Source organism: Bacillus oleivorans (assembly GCF_900207585.1).
Classification (GTDB): Bacteria; Bacillota; Bacilli; order Bacillales; family JC228; genus Bacillus_BF; species Bacillus_BF oleivorans.
In genome coordinates, this window is sequence record NZ_OAOP01000005.1 from 350,786 (window position 1) to 367,803 (window position 17,018).

Below are 17,018 nucleotides of genomic sequence, written 5' to 3' on the forward strand. Positions count from 1 at the left end.
TAATATAGCATAGGGCGGTAATGCTTGACAGATAATAGATGACTTGTAAAATACTAATGAAGCGGGTCTTTTTTCATACTTTAAGAAAGTATAAAATTTTTGCTGCGAAGTAGATTCGACCTAGTGAAAATTTTAAAGGAATTAAGTACGACAGGCAGGAAGCCTTAGTCAAGCTATACATCAGGACGTGGCGTTTCGAGCTTGATAAGTGCAACTAGGCTATCGCCTAAAGGCTTTGTTCTAGCCAAGTTTTCATATAGACCGCTTTGATAAGGGGAAAAAGAATCGGAAAAAATAGTGGATAAATAGCTCAGTAAGTGGGTGAAAAACAATGAAGAGCACAGATGAGAAACAAAATAATAAAGAAAACATGAAAGAAAAAATGCTGGAAAAACAACGTGAAGCGAAAACGGTAAGGAGAATCGTTTTTATTATTACGGTTACTCTGTTCTTATTTTTAGGCGGAGCCGGTTTAGGCGGCATTCTCTATGTAAGTTCCGCACTAAAACCTGTAGATCCCGAGAGCAGAGAATATAAAAATATTGAAATACCTATTGGGTCTAGTGTTACCTCTATTGCCAATATTTTGGAGGACGGCAATATTATTAAGGATGGGACCATCTTTAAATACTACATAAAGTTTAAAAACGAATCGGGCTTCCAAGCGGGACAATATGAACTTTCGCCTTCAATGACGTTTGACCAGATCATCGAAAGTCTAAAGACCGGCAGAGTGATAAGGGAAGTTGATTTTAAAGTAACTGTTCCCGAAGGTTTATGGTTAGAAGATATTGCAGGAAAGATTGCAAAACAAACCGGACAAACCCAGGAAGAAGTTTTTGCTACTTTAAATGATCCTGCCTTTATAGAGCAGATGATGGAAGAGTTCCCGTTTATATTGACCGAAGACATTTTAAATGAATCGATTAAATATCCGCTTGAAGGATATTTGTTCCCTGCCACATATTCATACTATGAAGATGAAAATACAGTCGAAGCCATTGTACGCAAGATGTTATCCAAGACATCCGATGTCCTCATGGAATACCAGGGGATGCTAGAAGAAAAACAACTCACGGTTCATGAGGCTCTGACGTTAGCCTCTTTAATTGAAGAAGAGGCAACTGAATCCGTAGATCGTCATTTGATTTCTAGTGTATTTTACAATCGTATTGAAATCGGGATGCCATTACAAACAGATCCAACAGTCCTGTATGCGAAGGGAGAACACCAGGAACGGACACTTTATGAAGATTTAGAAATAGACTCTCCATATAATACGTATATTCATACTGGGTTACCGCCGGGTCCTATTTCAAATGCAGGAGTTTCGTCGATAGAAGCGGCGTTAAATCCGGAAGTGACGAAGTATTTATATTTCCTTGCTACCCCAGAAGGTGAAGTACTTTTCTCTGAAACCCTTGAGGAGCATAATATTAAAAAAGCAGAGCATATTTCAAGTGAAACATAAAAAAATAGGGGATGGGAAAGAGACTTCTCTTTCCCCTCTTTTTTATGGTACTATAGGGAAGTTCGTATTTGCTTCATTATGATTCAGTTAGGAATTTGGATCACTAGTAAGGAGGCTTTGCTTTTGTCTGGCTCAGATTTTTCTAATATAAAAGCGTATATTGCTCAGTTCCACCCAGAAGAGGATCCATTCTTTCAAAGGATGGAAGAATATGCAAGAGAACATTCCGTTCCGATTATGGAAAAAAATGGGTTGCAGGTTATGCTTCATTATTTCCGCATCCTTCAGCCCAAAAAAGTGTTGGAAATTGGCACGGCAATCGGATATTCAGCCTTGAAAATGTTAGAAGCTTGTCCAGAAAGCCATATTGTTACAATTGAGAGAGATCTTAATCGGGTAGCAGAGGCGAACCAATTCATTATGGAAAAAAATCAAAACATTACAATATTGGCGGGGGATGCTCTAGAAATTTCTGAAGAAGCAGCCAAGCACGGACCTTATGATATTTTGTTTATAGATGCTGCCAAAGGGCAGTATCAAAAATTTTTTGAACTATACAGTCCCTATGTTGAAAAAGGTGGCTTTATTTTTTCTGATAATGTATTATTCAAAGGGTTGGTTGCAAGTAGAGATCAAGGATTGAATAAGCGGATTGAAAAAATGATAGCTAAGATTCAATCCTATAATGAATGGCTTCATTCCCATCCTTCCTATGATACTATTTTACTCCCGGTTGGAGATGGACTAGCCGTTTCAAGAAAAAAGGAATAAACTGTTTTTTATGTATTTGTATGGAAAATCAAAAATTAGGTAAACTTACCTGTTATAGGTACTAAATCCTGTTGATTTAATGAGAAAGGAGCACTAGTATGAGAGCGAAGCCGGTTGTCATCGGAGTTGCTGGAGGATCTGGGTCAGGCAAAACAAGTGTTACAAAGGCGATCTATGATAGATTCCAGGGTCATTCAATCCTTGGACTTGAGCAAGACTCATATTATAGGGACCAATCTCATTTACCTTTTGAAGAAAGACTTTTAACGAATTATGATCATCCGCTTGCATTTGATAACGATTTGCTGATAGACCATATAGAAAAACTGATTAACTACATTCCAATTGAGAAGCCTGTTTATGATTACAGTCTTCATACACGTTCTAATGAAGTTATAAGAGTGGCGCCAAAAGACGTTATTATATTGGAAGGTATATTAGTTTTAGAAGACGAACGACTTCGAGATCTAATGGATATAAAACTTTTTGTTGATACGGATGCAGATTTACGCATAATCCGTAGAATACTAAGAGATATTCAAGAAAGAGGACGTTCGATTGATTCGGTCATAGATCAGTATATTAATGTCGTCAGACCGATGCATAATCAGTTTATTGAACCGACTAAGCGTTATGCAGATGTCATTATCCCTGAGGGGGGACAAAATTATGTAGCCATTGACTTGATGGTTACAAAAATTCAAACAATTCTTGAACAAAAATCATTTTTATGAAACAATAGCATATGAATATGGACAATAGGGCACTAAAAAAAGCGCAATTATTTAAAGGGTGCGATAATTATCGCATTCTTTTTCTGTACCCACTAGATAGTAGAAAAAAATGGTTTTTATGGATTGAAGGAGCGTGAAGGAAACATGGCACAAGAAAAAGTATTCCCGATGACAAAAGCGGGGAAAGAAAAATTAGAACAAGAACTAGAACATTTAAAAACAGTAAAGAGAAAAGAAGTCGTAGAGAGAATAAAAATTGCCCGCAGCTTCGGTGACCTTTCTGAGAACTCAGAGTATGATTCTGCAAAAGAAGAACAGGCATTTGTAGAAGGCAGAATCACTACTTTAGAAAATATGATTCGCAATGCAAAAATTATTGAAGAAGATGAAATGAATTCAGATATGGTTTCATTAGGTAAATCTGTAACATTTGTTGAACTTCCTGATGGTGAAGAAGAAACATATACGATTGTAGGAAGTGCTGAAGCAGATCCTTTTGAAGGGAAAATCTCAAATGACTCGCCAATAGCCAAAAGCTTACTCGGCAAAAAGGTTGGAGATGAAGTAGCAGTTCAAACTCCAGGCGGAGAAATGAATGTAAAAATAGTATCTATTAGCTAGTCTAAAGTTACCGCACCTCGTCAACACTGTTGGCGAGGTGTATTTTATGTTTGGAAAAAAACGCATATATGTGTTGATCTCTGCTATTTTATTATTATTTATTATCTTGTTAGGCCGAATGGCTCAAATTCAATTAACAAATACTGAAAGCTTTACGGATCGGAATATTAATTTATTAGAGGCAAGCGTTGACCAAAGAACACAAGCAGTCGTGATCGACCAGGGGAGAGGGAAATTTCTCGACCGTAACGGGGAGTTGCTTACTCACTTTTCACTCCCATCGCTCGTTTTATTTCCCTTTCTAAAAGAAATGGAATGGGACGCGAAAGCAGTTGCGAGTATTATAGGAGTTTCGGAAGAAGCACTCCTGCATGCCATAAAGGAAGCAAAAGAACCTTTTATTTTTGGAGGCAGTGATCCTTTCGAACTGACAGAAAATCAGATGAAAAGAATTAATGAACTGCAAATCCCAGGAGTCTTTGCCGTCCATAAGCAATTTACGAGAAAGGAAATTCCGGCTGAGCAGCTGATCGGAATTGTTAGGGAGAACCCTGTTGTCTTAAAGGAGAGATATGGTGATAGGGATCTGCCGATTAATACGATGATTGGGATAACAGGATTACAGGCAAGTTTTGATGAATTTATCCTGCAGGAAGGAGAAACAAAGCTGCTCTATCATGTGGATGCGAGGGGAGGTCCTTTGTTTGGGATTGATGTAAAATATATCGATCCGGCTAATCCCTTTTATCCTGTTAACGTTCAAACTACCATTGATATAGAAATCCAACAGATGATCGAGGCTTTAACAGATAGGCACAACATTCAGAATGGAGGAGTTGTACTGCTAGATGTCGAAACCAATGATATATTAGCAATGGTTTCCCGTCCACATTTGAATGAAAATGCTCCCTTTGATGATGAAGGGTCTATAAATTTTATGTTAACTCCGCAAATCATTGGTTCTGTTTTTAAAACAGTAGTAGCAGCTGCAGCGATTGATCTCGAAATGGATCTTCCGACAAATACGTTTAATTGCAGTTTAACGATCCGAGATGAAGTAGATCCTAACTACAATTATGGCTATTTGAACCTCGAGGAAAGCTTTGCTAAAAGCTGTAACCGTACCTTTGCCCTTTTAGCAGAAGAAATTCAAAAGCAAGATCCAGCTCTTTTAGAAAAATATGCGGAAAAGCTATCACTGACAGGCATTAACGGCTGGATCGGTGATGTATTTCATTACAGCAACTTTCAGCAGCTTCCAGATGAAAAAGCTGGACGTGTTTTTAATAAGGATGAGGATCGGAAGGATTCCAATTTAGTAAGGCTTACAGGAATCGGACAACATGAGGTACGGGCTACACCACTTGGCGTGGCCAGTATGATGGCGACAATTGCACGCGGAGGCGATCGACTCATGACCAGAGCTGTCAGTGACTTAACCTATAAAAATAATACGAACTTTTTTGAGTTCCCCGTCCAAAAACAAGATGGAGACACGATATCTCCGTACACGGCAATGAAATTACAGCATCTTTTAAGAGAAGTTGTAGTCCACAATGAAGGAACAGGAAGATGGTTTCAAGGTCTGCCTTACGAGGTGGCCGGCAAGTCTGGAACTGCAGAAACAGGGATTGAACAAAATGGCATACAGCTCCACAATAAGTGGTTTGCAGGGTACTTCCCTTTTAAAAATCCTGCGTATGCGCTAGTCGTTGTTAATTTAGACGTACCTTCTGAAGAGGGAGGTATAAATCCTCTATTCAGTGATATTGTGAAGGGTTTATATGACCTTGACCAAAGAAGATATCAAGATATGACTGCAGGAAAAGAAGCTGAATAAATAAAATAATGGCAATCCAGCCAATTATTTCATTCCTTTTACAAACTATGCTCGGACTTCAAGTAATAACAGGTTCATGTTAATATAAAAGAGATTGTAAATAAAAGCGAACTTTCGGTTGGTAGTGAAAGGGGAGAGTAACTTGAAAAATGACTATAAAGACTTTTATATTGGCTCAAGAGCACAAGCAAGGTCTAAAAAGAGAAAATCAAACCTGATTTTAAATAGTTTAATTGGAATTGTTGTTTTATTAATCGTGATTGTAGGAGCCAATATATTCTTCGGATCTGACAATGATGAGGCGGCATCAGACGCTACTAATCCTCAAAACAATTCTGAAAATATAGATGGCGGCAATACTGATGCAGATGAAGAACAAGGCGAAGACACAGAGGCTCCGGCTGAAGAAGAGACAGATAGTCCGGATAACGGTGAACCTGCTGAGGAGGAAACAGATCCCGCTGCCGATCCTTCCGAAGAAGGTGAATCGGATTCCACTGTAGATTTGCCGCAAGAAAATGAAACCATTGTAGAAAATAGCAATGATCCAAACGTAAAACAAACATTTGTAAATCCTGGCTGGCAGCCAATTGGAACACAGCAGCAGGGTGATCATACAAAGAATTTTTCATCTGATTCACAAGACTGGGCAGAAATGCAGCAAGCGATTGCGGTGGCCCTCAATACTTCAACAAGTGGTCTGACTTACTGGTGTGTTGAAAATGGCGGCGGTGAACAAGTTATTGGTACTGTAACGACTAAAGGAAGTGCCAATGAGCCATATAGAGTCTACATTGAATGGGTGAACGGACAAGGCTGGAAACCGGTTATGGTCCAATCCTTAGTTGAAAATGACAAGCAAAATAGTTGTGGTTAATCATTATAATGAGAAGACTGTTCTGATGGGTTTGACCCCTTTGGGCAGTCTTTTTTATTTGTTTAGGGAAATGCCAAGAAGCAGCGGATGTTATCTCAGGGACCAAAGTAGACCGAAAAAAAAAGAAGAGCCCTTAAAAGAGCTTCTAAACGGCCAAAGCACAGATAGAAACATAAGGAATTCTCCTTTATTCCTCCATCCTGTTAGTAAAAGCAAGTATGTGTCAGAGATTTTGTTTGTTTAATTCCGCTTGATATGGTACATTGGGAACAAGGTTTTGGTTAATTCATACTATACTCATAGGAATTATATAAATTAGAGGTGAAGTAAAGTGGGCCGTGAATTTTTAGATTTATTTGCCGAGTGGGCAGATTCATATGATCAAACTGTTTCAGGTCATGATCCTCAATATATGGATGTCTTTTCAAACTACGATCAAATTTTAGAAGAAGTGGCGAATCGGGCGATTAGTCCCGTATTAGAATTTGGAGTAGGAACAGGAAACCTGACACAAGTCATGCTGCAGAAAGACTTAAAGGTTACTGGTGTCGAGCCATCTAAAGAAATGAGACAAATTGCTATTCAAAAGCTCCCTTCTTTCGCTGAAATTAAAGAAGGAGACTTTTTGACTTTTCCGATACAAAAGGAGATCGGAAGTATAGTTAGTACTTATGCCTTTCATCATTTGACAGATGAGGAGAAAGAAAAAGCATTTCGCATCTATTCTTCCATGCTAATCAAGGGACAAAAGATCGTTTTTGCTGATACCATGTTTGAATCGGAGCTTGCATATACTACAATGATAGAAGATGCCAAACAAAAAGGATATAATCGTCTTGCGGGAGATCTTTTATCGGAATACTATACAACAATTCCAAAAATGAAGGCTATGGTAACAGCAGCAGGGTTTAGTGTTGAATTTAAACAGCTGAATCCTTTTGTTTGGGTTATGGAAGCCATTAAACAATAGAATCTACCTATCCTCTCGCAATGGCATTTATATTGGAGAAAGTAGGGAGATATAAGATGAAAGTAGCCATTATTGGTGCAATGGAAGAAGAAGTTGTAATTTTACGGGACAGAATGTCAGAAACAACTATTACAAATGTAGCAGGATGCGAATTTACTGAAGGCACATTAGAAGGCAGAGAAGTAATCTTATCGAAATCAGGGATAGGAAAAGTGAATGCTGCCATGTCTACCACTCTGTTACTGCAAATTTTTAAGCCCAATTATGTTTTAAATACAGGCTCTGCCGGCGGGTTTAATCCTGCGTTACAAGTAGGAGATCTCGTCATTTCATCAGAGGTTCGTCATCACGATGTAGATGTTACGATATTTGGTTATGAATACGGTCAAGTACCCCAGCTTCCTGCCGCTTTTAAAGCCGATGACCGATTAATCGGGATTGCACAAGAAGCTGCTAAGGAAATTGAGGGAGTTCAAACTGTTACAGGGTTAATCGCAACAGGAGATTCGTTTATGAATGATGCGGAGCGAGTAGAATTTGTACGAGGAAAGTTTCCTGAACTGCAAGCAGCAGAAATGGAGGCAGCTGCTATTAGCCAAGTCTGTTATCAGTTTGGAACGCCATTATTGATTATTCGTGCTCTTTCAGATATTGCAGGCAAGGAATCGAACGTTTCATTTGAGCAATTTTTAGATAAAGCTGCTAAACATTCAGCTGAACTAGTAGTCAATATAGTAAGGAACTTATAAAAAACGAAAAGGAGTGGGAAGATGAATGTTTACAAAAATGTTCATGAGTTAATCGGTCATACACCAATTGTTGAGTTAACTCAATTTCCCCTTCCTGAAGGAGTACGCCTCTTTGCCAAATTAGAATATTTTAATCCTGGAGGGAGTATAAAAGATCGGCTTGGGATAGGACTTTTGCGTGATGCGGAGGAAAATGGCCAATTACAGCCTGGAGGTACCGTTATTGAGCCAACCGCCGGCAATACGGGAATTGGCTTAGCACTGGCGGCAATCCAAAAAGGATATCGGGTCATCGTCTGTGTACCTGAAAAATTTAGCATCGAAAAACAGGAATTAATGAAGGCTTTAGGTGCAACCATTGTTCATACCCCTACCGAAAAAGGGATGAAAGGGGCCATAGAACGGGCTCATGAGCTATTGAAAGAAATTCCTGATTCATTTTGTCCGCAGCAATTTGAAAATCCAGCTAATCCCAAGACCTATTATAAAACCCTGGGTCCTGAAATCTGGAAACAGTTAGATGGTCAAATTGATGTATTTGTGGCAGGGGCAGGATCGGGTGGAACTTTTACGGGGACATCTCAGTTTTTAAAAGAGCGGAATCCGTTCATCAAGACAGTTATCGTTGAACCTGAAGGTTCAATCTTAAATGGGGGAGAGCCAGGGTCACATAAAACAGAAGGAATCGGGCTGGAATTTCTTCCGCCCTTTTTAGACACGAAGCTTTTCGATGCGATTCATACCATCCATGATGAAGACGCATTTAAGGCTGTAAAGGACTTAGCGAGAAAAGAGGGGCTTTTGGTTGGAAGTTCATCGGGTGCCGCTTTATGTGCAAGTTTACGAGAGGCAGAACGCTTAGACAGTCCGGGGAATATTATAACGATTTTTCCAGATAGCAGTGAAAGGTATTTGAGTAAGAAAATATATGAAGGCGGGATCTAATCGTGAGAAAAAAAACCCAGCTTATCCACGGAGGAATTGTGGGAGATGAACAAACAGGAGCGGTTTCCGTACCGATTTACCAAGTCAGTACTTATAAACAAGAAGCCGTTGGCAAGCATAAAGGATTTGAATATTCTAGAACAGGAAATCCGACGAGATTTGCGCTTGAAGAGTTAATCAAGGATCTTGAGGGCGGAGTTGCCGGATTTGCATTTGGTTCGGGGATGGCCGCAATTACAGCTGTAATCATGCTGTTTGATGCAGGCGATCATGTCATCTTGACAGATGACGTGTATGGCGGAACCTACCGCGTCATGACAAAGGTTTTAAACCGATTTAAGATAGAATCTACCTTTGTCGATACAAGTAATATCGAAAATGTAAAACAAGCTATAAAACCAAATACAAAAGCTGTTTATATTGAAACACCTACGAATCCGCTTCTAAAAATTACGGATATAGCGGCCGTTTCTAAATGGGCCAAAGATCTGGGCTTGCTTACTATTGTAGATAATACATTTTCTACACCATACTGGCAGAACCCAATCGGACTGGGTGCTGATATTGTACTTCATAGTGCGACAAAATATTTGGGCGGGCACAGTGATGTAGTAGCTGGGCTAGTGGTGGTAAACAATCAAAAATTAGCTGAGGATCTTCATTTTGTTCAAAATTCTACAGGTGGTATCTTAGGTCCCCAAGACTCATGGCTATTAATGAGGGGAATTAAAACACTTGGTGTCAGAATGGAAGAACATGAGCATAACACAATTAAAATTGTTTCTTTCTTAAACAATCATCCTAGTGTAAAAAAAGTTTACTATCCTGGACTTGATACTCACCCGCACCATGAGATTGCGAAGAAACAAGCCCAAGGCTTTGGCGGGATGGTTTCATTCGATGTCGGAAGCGGTGAAAAGGCTGACCAACTCCTAGAAAAGGTCAAATATTTTACCTTAGCCGAAAGCCTAGGAGCCGTGGAGAGTCTGATATCGGTCCCTGCTAAAATGACACATGCCTCGATTCCAGCTGACAGACGTGAGGAGTTAGGAATTACGGATGGGTTAATCCGTATATCTGTAGGTCTTGAAGATGCAGAGGATTTAATTGAGGATCTGAAACAGGCATTAGAAGACTGATTCGAAGTCCCCTTTAAAGGGGACTTTATTTTAGGTATGCCCTCCTATTTCTTCCTATAATTACATAAGAGATTACAAGTTTAATATGGTATTCTTTTTAATATAGTTTGGAAATGGCGGGTGATAGGGTTGAAGAATCAAATGAAGATTCTAAAAGGAAAAGTAGAAGATTATCAAAGATTTGCTTATGTTTTATTAGCGGTAAGCGGATTTTTATATTTCGGTGCTGTGATCCCTACCATTGAAAAAACTGAATTTGGGCATGTTTTATTAATGGCAGGAACCATTTTTTTTATAACCGCAGCAACCGCATGCCTGTTTTATGCAAGGCATTGTAAGAGATGTCTCCATGAAATAGAAGAGGATCAAAATGTATAATATTTATGAGCTAACCCTAGTGGTTAGCTTTTTTAATGGCTTTTTTAGCTATAGGAACATAATGAATGTTATGGCTATGGAGCTTGTTTTATTTTTTGCGTTTATAGTGAGAGACATTCTAATGCCTGACTTACCGTAATTTGTTTTTCATTCCTCCTCTTACATAATAAGCCAGCTATAGGCTGTACAGCCATTTTTTAATTTATTAGGAAAAAAGTGGTTTACTTTTTGATGTTCTGCTTATATAATAGCAATGAGATTAAGAAAAGGAGGTCGAAGAAAAAATGAAAAAGATCATTGCTGTATGTATGAAACAACAAATGAATATCGTTAAATTTTCGGATTCGACCTCGGTGAACGGTTGTTTTAGGTAGCAGTCTGCTTATTTTTAAGTATACGCACCGCAGGAAGAAACGGATTCCTGCGGTTTTTTTGTGCCCAAAATAGATTACATGTAGGCCGCAGGTATCATTCCTGCGGCTTTTTTTGTCTTTAAAGGGGTTACGGTTCTTCCGATTATGGCATTCGCTTTTTGTCCACTGGCCCTTGTAAAAAAATAAGCAGACCCACCGTCACTCATTTTACAATCTCTAATGTTAACTATTGAAGGAGGAAAAACGTTTATGACATTTCAGTTTATTTTCTTTACGATAACGATCGAGAAACGTAAAAAAACCGCTGAGCAAATTTTGCGTGAAGAAGAAATTCAAAAGATTTATGATGACATGAAAACTCGTCAAGCTGAATATTTTATTCGAATTGGGTAGTTAAGAAATCATTTATTATTTTAAGGAAGGAGAGTGGAGTAAGATGAATATTTCATCTAAATTATTAGTAATGATTGTTATGGAGATGGATACAGCGTAGTTAAAAAAGGCAGTCATATAAAGGCTGCCTTTTTTTTGCAAACGTTCTTCACTGGTTGTTAATACCAACGGAAGTACGGGCCACTTTCTTTTCTAGACATGCACAATTATACATCTCTATACATAGGTATAAGTTATAGGCGAATGTCTAGAGGAGAGGTGATGAAATGTCTGGAATTCTTGCAGCATTATCCTACTTAGTCAAAGAGCTTTTTTTCTTGGTTTCATATGTAAAAAATAACGCCTTTCCACAACCCTTATCTGCGAGCGATGAAAGGAAATACCTGCGGAAAATGGCAGAGGGGGATGAGGAAGCCAGGAACCTATTAATCGAACATAATTTAAGGCTGGTTGCTCACATTGTCAAGAAGTTTGAAAACACAGGAGAAGATGTGGAAGATCTGATCTCCATTGGCACGATTGGTTTAATAAAAGCGATTGAAAGCTACTCAGAAGGAAAAGGAACGAAACTCGCAACCTATGCAGCCAGATGTATTGAAAACGAAATATCAATTACATTACCATTGCTAGGGTGTCTTTCCCTTCCTCTCATTATTGTATAATTTATGAATCAGAAATTTTTTGAAGGCTCGAACATCACTTGAATTACTTTTCCGATGATTCGAGCGTTCTCGTTTTCAATAAATATAGGTTCATATTTAGGGTTATCAGGGTAGAGAATTACTTGCCCTGATTCAGTTTTCTTAACTCGTTTAAGGGTTGCATCCTGTCCGTTGACATTTACAACAGCTATTTCTCCTGTCTCTACTTCAGGTTGAATTTTGACTAAAACCTTATCCCCTTCATAGATTCTGCTACCTATCATAGAATCGCCTTTTACTTTCAATAAAAAAACTTCTCCATCTTTTAGATTCCACATATTAGGTACTTCAGTCCATTCATCGATGTGTTCTTCAGCTAATATTGGTTGTCCTGCTGCAATAAAACCTAAAACTGGAACTTTTAAAACACTCGTGATTTCTTCTGCAGTACTTATATATTCCACTTTGTTTTCAGCAGCTCCAATCGTTTCATGTAGTTTCTCGAATTCTTCAAAAGAAATTGTTCCGCTATAATCTGCAGCTATGATGTCGTTCGGGTTATAACAGATATGATAGGCAAGTCGAAATAAATCATTATCATCGTAATCTGGTTTGAATGATAATAAAGCTTCCTTTAATTCGTCTATACCTTCTTCAATCGTGTCACTCTGTCCATAGGCAAGCAGTACTATTGGATCTGCTTCTAATACTTTAGCGAGAGTTAATGTCACTTTAAATGATGGTGGTGGCATTTTTCCGTTTTTTAATTTACTTAAATAGGAACTAGTAATTTTTTGTCCATTCTTCTCGCATCTTTCTGCAATTTCCAAAAGTGATAAACCTGATTTTTCAATTAATTGGCTGAGTAGTATGGAATATCCTTTTTGTTTATCCATAGTTTCCCCCTCTTTTTTATATAAATACGCAATTTATCCTCACTCATTATACACTTCATTTGATTAATCAATCAATTTTTTTGAAAAAATTTAAGAAATAAGTATTGACTAATCAATCAACTATTGGTAAATTATGATTAACAAGTCAATCAATGGGTCTGGAGGTGAAAAAATGCATTCTATTTTCGACTTGAGAAAGAACAAGGGATGGACACAAGAAGAACTAGGGAAGAAGTTTAGAAAGAAAAAGGCTGCGGAGATTATTTGTAGGTGGGAAAAAGGTAAAACTGCTCCGAGTTCTCAGAATCTTCAAGAACTTTCGGAGATATTTGGAGTACCAGCTCAAAAAATTTTAATCAAAAGATTGACTGATTAGTCAAGAACAATCTGATTATTGTAAAGTGAGGGAATACAGTGAAAGTAACAATAGTCGGAACACCTAATGAAGAAAGGAAAAAAGAAGCCTTAGACATCATCGTAGAACATCTTCTAGAAGAAAAAGAAGAAGAAAAAGAAGCAAGTTAAAGGAGATGGAGAAGTGAACCAACTAGTTTTCGTAAAAAATGATCAAGTAGTGACAGATTCACTAAATATTTCAGAGGTATTCGGCAAACGGCATTCAGATGTATTAAGAGATGTTAGAGATTTAGGTTGCAGTGAAGATTTTAGACAACGCAATTTTGCGGAGTCCTCTTATATCAATTCTCAAAATAAAGAAATGCCAATGTATTACATGAACAAAAAAGGATTTACGTTGTTAGTCATGGGTTACACCGGGAAAGAAGCCATGAAATTTAAGGAAGCGTACATCAACGAGTTTGAACGCATGGAGAACGAATTAAGAGCTCCACGAATCTTGTCAGAAAAAGAACAGCTCATGGCCAGCATGAAGCTTACTATCGAAACAGCTGAGGAATTAACCACCGTTAAGAGTGAAGTGAAAGAAATTAGAACTATGGTTGAACAACAAATTACGTTAGATCATGGTGAGCAGCGAAAAGTCCAAAAGAGCATAGCACAAAGGGTGTATGAGTTAGCCGAACAAATTGAACATCCTCAATTAGTATTCAATTCTAGGGACCAGATTGAAGTAGATGTAAGGCAAGAAGTATCCCGTTATTTCAGAGAGTTGCACAGAGAAATCAAAGACCGCTTCGGTGTAGCAAGTTACAAGGACATAAAGCGAAAGGACCTACAGTCAGCCATTAACTACATTAACAACTGGATACCTAGAAAGGTGGTAGTCAGTTGAACACCATAGAACGATTAGCAGAAGCGATAGAAATTCTGGACTCTACTCTTCTAGATGAACGGGAACTTTTTGAAGTAAAAGTTACGGACCATACCGGAACAAATACACTCATTGAAAACAGAGAACAGCACTATTACTCCATGATGCAGATTGTTATTGAAATGTTGGAATTGTTGAAAGAGGAACTAGAAGAAAGAGAGCAACGAAAGAAAAGCATGAAACTATTGAAATAAGGGAGGAAATGAAAATGACAATCGAAACACAGTTAGAGGTTATTAAGAAGGCTTTAGAAATGGGTGCTGATGTAGAGATTAAATTCCACAGTATGGACAATTACGGTAAACGCTCAAGAGAAAACGCTCAAAAGACATTCGTTGAATTAGGTTCACCCCTCGGATTAGTGCCTGTTGAATGGGAAACCGAAAAGCATGCAGGGTTTAGATCAGAACAATACGGACCTGTCAGTATTTCCACTTACTATGACAAAAAGGAGGAATCAAAACAAAATGAGATCACTCACGATGTCGCGGTTCGATGAAGAAATTGAAGAACCTTTGGTGCTCGGGGACTGTGAGGGATGCGGATTAGAGGTTTATGAATACGATGAACATTTTGATTATGAAGGCGATCTGATTCATAACGATGCAAGTTGTGTAATGGAATACTTTAAAAACTTAGCTTTTTTAAATGGGTGATAGCAATGAATGAAGCCATAAAGGAGATAGAAAAGGATAGGGACTATCACCAAAGGCAGCTTGAAGAAAACAAAAAGAAAATCGAGCAATACAAAGACTCTATCCGAATTCTTGAAGAATGTAACGAAAAAGAAGAAAGACTACTTAACCAATACAATGCTGTCTTAGAAAAATTAAAGGCTTAAAGGACCGCCATCCTAAAAGCCACAAATCAAAATATTCTAGTGTGATTATATCACAAGGAGGAACGAAAATTGAAGAAAGATTATCGAAAATTTACAGTTGGTGAACTTTTAGATATGGGGTTCCAAGTTGAAGTATCAAAACATTGGGTTAAAACAGAAGATGAGGGAAAGAGACTATCTCAAACATTCGAAGGAACAAAACAAAGTTCGTATGAGGTGAAAAACACTTTAGTACCATTCAAAGTGGTTAAAGCTTGGAAAGAGGAGTTCAGTGCAAAATTCTTCATCAGGGAGGAAATGAAATGATTGTCTACCAATCAAATGACCGTTTCTATGTACCTTCTGCAAATGGAGTTAAAGAAATCCCCTTCTCTGTAGTAAATAGGTGGAGAGAAGAAGGGGCTAACGTTGAAATAGAGGTGATGGAAAATGACTGAACGTAAATTGGTTTCTAAGCTAGTCGAAGTAATGAAATCAGTCAAATATATTCAGAAAAAAGGTTTTAACAGCTTCAATAATTACAAATATGCGACTGAATCAGACGTACAGGAAAAAATACGTGAAGTGTTAGCAGAACAAAATGTCATGATGCTGCCTAATGTTGTTGAACATACAACACGTGAACATACGAACCGCAAAGGACATACCGAGTACATTGCAACTGTTAAGGTTGAATTTACTTTTCATGACGGAGACACAGGAGAAACGCTAGTTATTCATGGTGTGGGAGAAGGTCAGGATGCCGGAGATAAAGCAGTTTATAAAGCTATTACAGGAGCGCAGAAATACGCTCTAATGAAAGCATTCATGATCCCGACTGGCGACGATCCAGAAGGAGATACCGGAACTGATGAACGGAACGAAGGGCAACCGGAAACAGCTTCACCTAAACAAATCGGCTTGATGAAAACCATTGTGAAGGAGTTAGCCCTAAACGGGAAATGTGATGAAAGTGTCGTGTATGAGTCTCTGAAAGTAAAGGTTAAGAACAATTTCGAATTTACCGACTTAGAAAACCTAACCAAACAACAAGCTAATCAATGCATTAAAATCCTAAACGCTTGGAAGGAAGAAAAAATCAACAAGAAGCAAGGAGCATAAAAAAAGGGGGGATTGGCTTATGCAATTAGAGTTTTATCACTTAACTCAAGAGCAAGTAGACGAGATTGTACTATTTTTTGACAACATGAAATTGAGACTTGGAAATTTAGCCGATGAAGAAGTATTTCGCAAGATTGATTTATTGATCGCTGACATAAGAGAGTACGATGCAGAAACGACACGATTCACGAGAACGAATCGGTATTTGCTCGGTAGATTACGTGAATATGGAGTGACGTTTGATGATGTAGTGAGGGATTTAATGCAGTAGAAACAAAATCTGCGGCAAGGAGGGAGAGGCGGATGAAACTATTTAAACCAAAGAAGAAGGAATTAGATTCCAAAAGTATAGCTATTGCAGTTATGTACTTAGATAACGCTAAATACAAGCTAGAAAAGGAATTGGAAGAGGGAAGAAGAGATGGTGAAGATGAAGTTTGGGCAGCTAACCATGATATTGAGTGCTTGGAAAGAACGATAAATTATCTAAGGTCTTAATGCACAGTCTGTAGAAAATACACATGAGTTAGGGGCTTATAGCCTCTAACTCGGAAAGGGGAAAAGGAAATGAAAAAAGAAAAGCTATTACACTTTGAAACAAAGGTAAGAGATAGTCACGACATTTTAGCTATGAGTCCAAAAGACTTTAATCATATTTCAATTAAAACAGACGTAATGGAACTTATCTCCACAGTAAAGGAACAACAGAAGGAGATAGCGGAAGATGAAAAGGCGATTGAGTGGAGAGATGAACAACTCCAACAAGCAAATGAAAAGATTAAACAGTATGAAGAACATCTAAGATTCATTTCAGGCGAAGGAACCACTGTATTTGCGGAAACGTTTGAGGAAGCAAGAGAATCGGCAAGAGCTGCCTTAGAAGGTGAACCAAATGAATGAACATGAAGAAAAATACACCTGGCTTGGAATTGGGTTTATAACCGTTATCATGCTGCTATTTGTAATTATGGGGGTGTTGGAAAATG

General features: G+C 38.2%; 25 protein-coding genes and 1 pseudogene. 25 read left to right on the forward strand and 1 reads right to left on the reverse strand.

Going from position 1 to position 17,018, the window contains the following annotated elements; all coding sequences use genetic code 11:
* Positions 1–331: 331 nt before the first annotated feature.
* The 13 genes and pseudogenes from mltG to CRO56_RS13605 all read left to right on the forward strand — a co-directional run.
* On the forward strand, positions 332–1,471 hold the full coding sequence (gene mltG / locus CRO56_RS13545) for an endolytic transglycosylase MltG (RefSeq protein ID WP_097159143.1): 1,140 nt from the start codon (positions 332–334) through the stop codon (positions 1,469–1,471).
* Positions 1,472–1,594: 123 nt separating this feature from the next.
* Complete coding sequence (locus CRO56_RS13550; RefSeq protein ID WP_245855880.1) at positions 1,595–2,242, forward strand: O-methyltransferase; 648 nt, start codon at positions 1,595–1,597, stop codon at positions 2,240–2,242.
* Positions 2,243–2,340: 98 nt separating this feature from the next.
* The gene (gene udk, locus CRO56_RS13555) at positions 2,341–2,976 is read left to right on the forward strand and encodes a uridine kinase (RefSeq protein WP_097159145.1); all 636 of its coding nucleotides are present in this window, start codon (positions 2,341–2,343) and stop codon (positions 2,974–2,976) included.
* Between the two features lie 144 nt (positions 2,977–3,120).
* Positions 3,121–3,597: a transcription elongation factor GreA gene (greA, locus tag CRO56_RS13560; RefSeq protein ID WP_097159146.1), complete on the forward strand. Its 477-nt coding sequence runs from the start codon at positions 3,121–3,123 to the stop codon at positions 3,595–3,597.
* Positions 3,598–3,643: 46 nt separating this feature from the next.
* Complete coding sequence (locus CRO56_RS13565; protein WP_097159147.1) at positions 3,644–5,437, forward strand: peptidoglycan D,D-transpeptidase FtsI family protein; 1,794 nt, start codon at positions 3,644–3,646, stop codon at positions 5,435–5,437.
* 142 nt (positions 5,438–5,579) lie between these two features.
* Positions 5,580–6,314: a DUF1510 family protein gene (locus tag CRO56_RS13570; RefSeq protein WP_179714281.1), complete on the forward strand. Its 735-nt coding sequence runs from the start codon at positions 5,580–5,582 to the stop codon at positions 6,312–6,314.
* 331 nt (positions 6,315–6,645) lie between these two features.
* Positions 6,646–7,284, forward strand: a complete 639-nt coding sequence (locus CRO56_RS13575; RefSeq protein WP_097159149.1) for a class I SAM-dependent methyltransferase — start codon at positions 6,646–6,648, stop codon at positions 7,282–7,284.
* 56 nt (positions 7,285–7,340) lie between these two features.
* Positions 7,341–8,033, forward strand: coding sequence for a 5'-methylthioadenosine/S-adenosylhomocysteine nucleosidase (gene mtnN / locus CRO56_RS13580; protein ID WP_097159150.1), 693 nt, complete (start codon positions 7,341–7,343; stop codon positions 8,031–8,033).
* A 21-nt stretch (positions 8,034–8,054) separates the two neighbouring features.
* Positions 8,055–8,978 (forward strand): cysteine synthase A, encoded by a 924-nt coding sequence (gene cysK, locus CRO56_RS13585; RefSeq protein ID WP_097159151.1) that lies wholly within the window; start codon positions 8,055–8,057, stop codon positions 8,976–8,978.
* A gap of 2 nt (positions 8,979–8,980) precedes the next feature.
* Positions 8,981–10,117, forward strand: a complete 1,137-nt coding sequence (locus tag CRO56_RS13590) for a bifunctional cystathionine gamma-lyase/homocysteine desulfhydrase (protein WP_097159152.1) — start codon at positions 8,981–8,983, stop codon at positions 10,115–10,117.
* 141 nt (positions 10,118–10,258) lie between these two features.
* Positions 10,259–10,495, forward strand: a complete 237-nt coding sequence (locus CRO56_RS13595; protein WP_097159185.1) for a YrhC family protein — start codon at positions 10,259–10,261, stop codon at positions 10,493–10,495.
* A 623-nt stretch (positions 10,496–11,118) separates the two neighbouring features.
* Entirely contained in the window at positions 11,119–11,262 is a 144-nt protein-coding gene (locus tag CRO56_RS13600) for a YrzI family small protein (RefSeq protein WP_097159153.1), read from the forward strand.
* Between the two features lie 266 nt (positions 11,263–11,528).
* A pseudogene (locus CRO56_RS13605) lies at positions 11,529–11,891 on the forward strand (sigma-70 family RNA polymerase sigma factor); the annotation flags it as partial.
* Between the two features lie 41 nt (positions 11,892–11,932).
* Here CRO56_RS13605 and CRO56_RS13610 read toward each other — a convergent pair.
* Positions 11,933–12,799, reverse strand: a complete 867-nt coding sequence (locus tag CRO56_RS13610; protein ID WP_097159154.1) for a helix-turn-helix domain-containing protein — start codon at positions 12,797–12,799, stop codon at positions 11,933–11,935.
* A 172-nt stretch (positions 12,800–12,971) separates the two neighbouring features.
* On the opposite strand from CRO56_RS13610, the gene CRO56_RS13615 reads away from it, so the two are divergent.
* The 12 genes from CRO56_RS13615 (at position 12,972) to CRO56_RS13665 (ending at position 16,932) form a co-directional block, all read left to right on the forward strand.
* The gene (locus CRO56_RS13615; RefSeq protein ID WP_179714282.1) at positions 12,972–13,175 is read left to right on the forward strand and encodes a helix-turn-helix domain-containing protein; all 204 of its coding nucleotides are present in this window, start codon (positions 12,972–12,974) and stop codon (positions 13,173–13,175) included.
* 162 nt (positions 13,176–13,337) lie between these two features.
* Positions 13,338–14,051, forward strand: a complete 714-nt coding sequence (locus CRO56_RS13620) for a Rha family transcriptional regulator (RefSeq protein WP_097159156.1) — start codon at positions 13,338–13,340, stop codon at positions 14,049–14,051.
* Positions 14,048–14,284, forward strand: a complete 237-nt coding sequence (locus CRO56_RS13625) for a hypothetical protein (protein WP_097159157.1) — start codon at positions 14,048–14,050, stop codon at positions 14,282–14,284. Before CRO56_RS13620 ends, CRO56_RS13625 begins: the two co-directional genes overlap by 4 nt.
* 14 nt (positions 14,285–14,298) lie before the next feature.
* The gene (locus CRO56_RS13630) at positions 14,299–14,589 is read left to right on the forward strand and encodes a hypothetical protein (RefSeq protein ID WP_097159158.1); all 291 of its coding nucleotides are present in this window, start codon (positions 14,299–14,301) and stop codon (positions 14,587–14,589) included.
* Positions 14,573–14,746, forward strand: a complete 174-nt coding sequence (locus CRO56_RS13635; RefSeq protein ID WP_245855883.1) for a hypothetical protein — start codon at positions 14,573–14,575, stop codon at positions 14,744–14,746. The genes CRO56_RS13630 and CRO56_RS13635 overlap by 17 nt, the downstream gene beginning before the upstream one ends.
* A gap of 5 nt (positions 14,747–14,751) precedes the next feature.
* Positions 14,752–14,931 carry a hypothetical protein gene (locus CRO56_RS13640; protein ID WP_097159160.1) on the forward strand — a complete coding sequence of 60 codons (180 nt, stop codon included), beginning with the start codon at positions 14,752–14,754 and terminating at the stop codon, positions 14,929–14,931.
* A 69-nt stretch (positions 14,932–15,000) separates the two neighbouring features.
* Positions 15,001–15,237 (forward strand): hypothetical protein, encoded by a 237-nt coding sequence (locus CRO56_RS13645; protein ID WP_097159161.1) that lies wholly within the window; start codon positions 15,001–15,003, stop codon positions 15,235–15,237.
* Positions 15,234–15,368, forward strand: a complete 135-nt coding sequence (locus CRO56_RS23420; RefSeq protein ID WP_281257312.1) for a hypothetical protein — start codon at positions 15,234–15,236, stop codon at positions 15,366–15,368. Before CRO56_RS13645 ends, CRO56_RS23420 begins: the two co-directional genes overlap by 4 nt.
* On the forward strand, positions 15,361–16,032 hold the full coding sequence (locus CRO56_RS13650; RefSeq protein ID WP_097159162.1) for an ERF family protein: 672 nt from the start codon (positions 15,361–15,363) through the stop codon (positions 16,030–16,032). The genes CRO56_RS23420 and CRO56_RS13650 overlap by 8 nt, the downstream gene beginning before the upstream one ends.
* A gap of 19 nt (positions 16,033–16,051) precedes the next feature.
* Positions 16,052–16,303: a hypothetical protein gene (locus tag CRO56_RS13655; RefSeq protein ID WP_097159163.1), complete on the forward strand. Its 252-nt coding sequence runs from the start codon at positions 16,052–16,054 to the stop codon at positions 16,301–16,303.
* 32 nt (positions 16,304–16,335) lie between these two features.
* Positions 16,336–16,530 (forward strand): hypothetical protein, encoded by a 195-nt coding sequence (locus CRO56_RS13660; protein WP_097159164.1) that lies wholly within the window; start codon positions 16,336–16,338, stop codon positions 16,528–16,530.
* Positions 16,531–16,599: 69 nt separating this feature from the next.
* The gene (locus CRO56_RS13665; protein ID WP_097159165.1) at positions 16,600–16,932 is read left to right on the forward strand and encodes a hypothetical protein; all 333 of its coding nucleotides are present in this window, start codon (positions 16,600–16,602) and stop codon (positions 16,930–16,932) included.
* Positions 16,933–17,018: the final 86 nt, after the last annotated feature.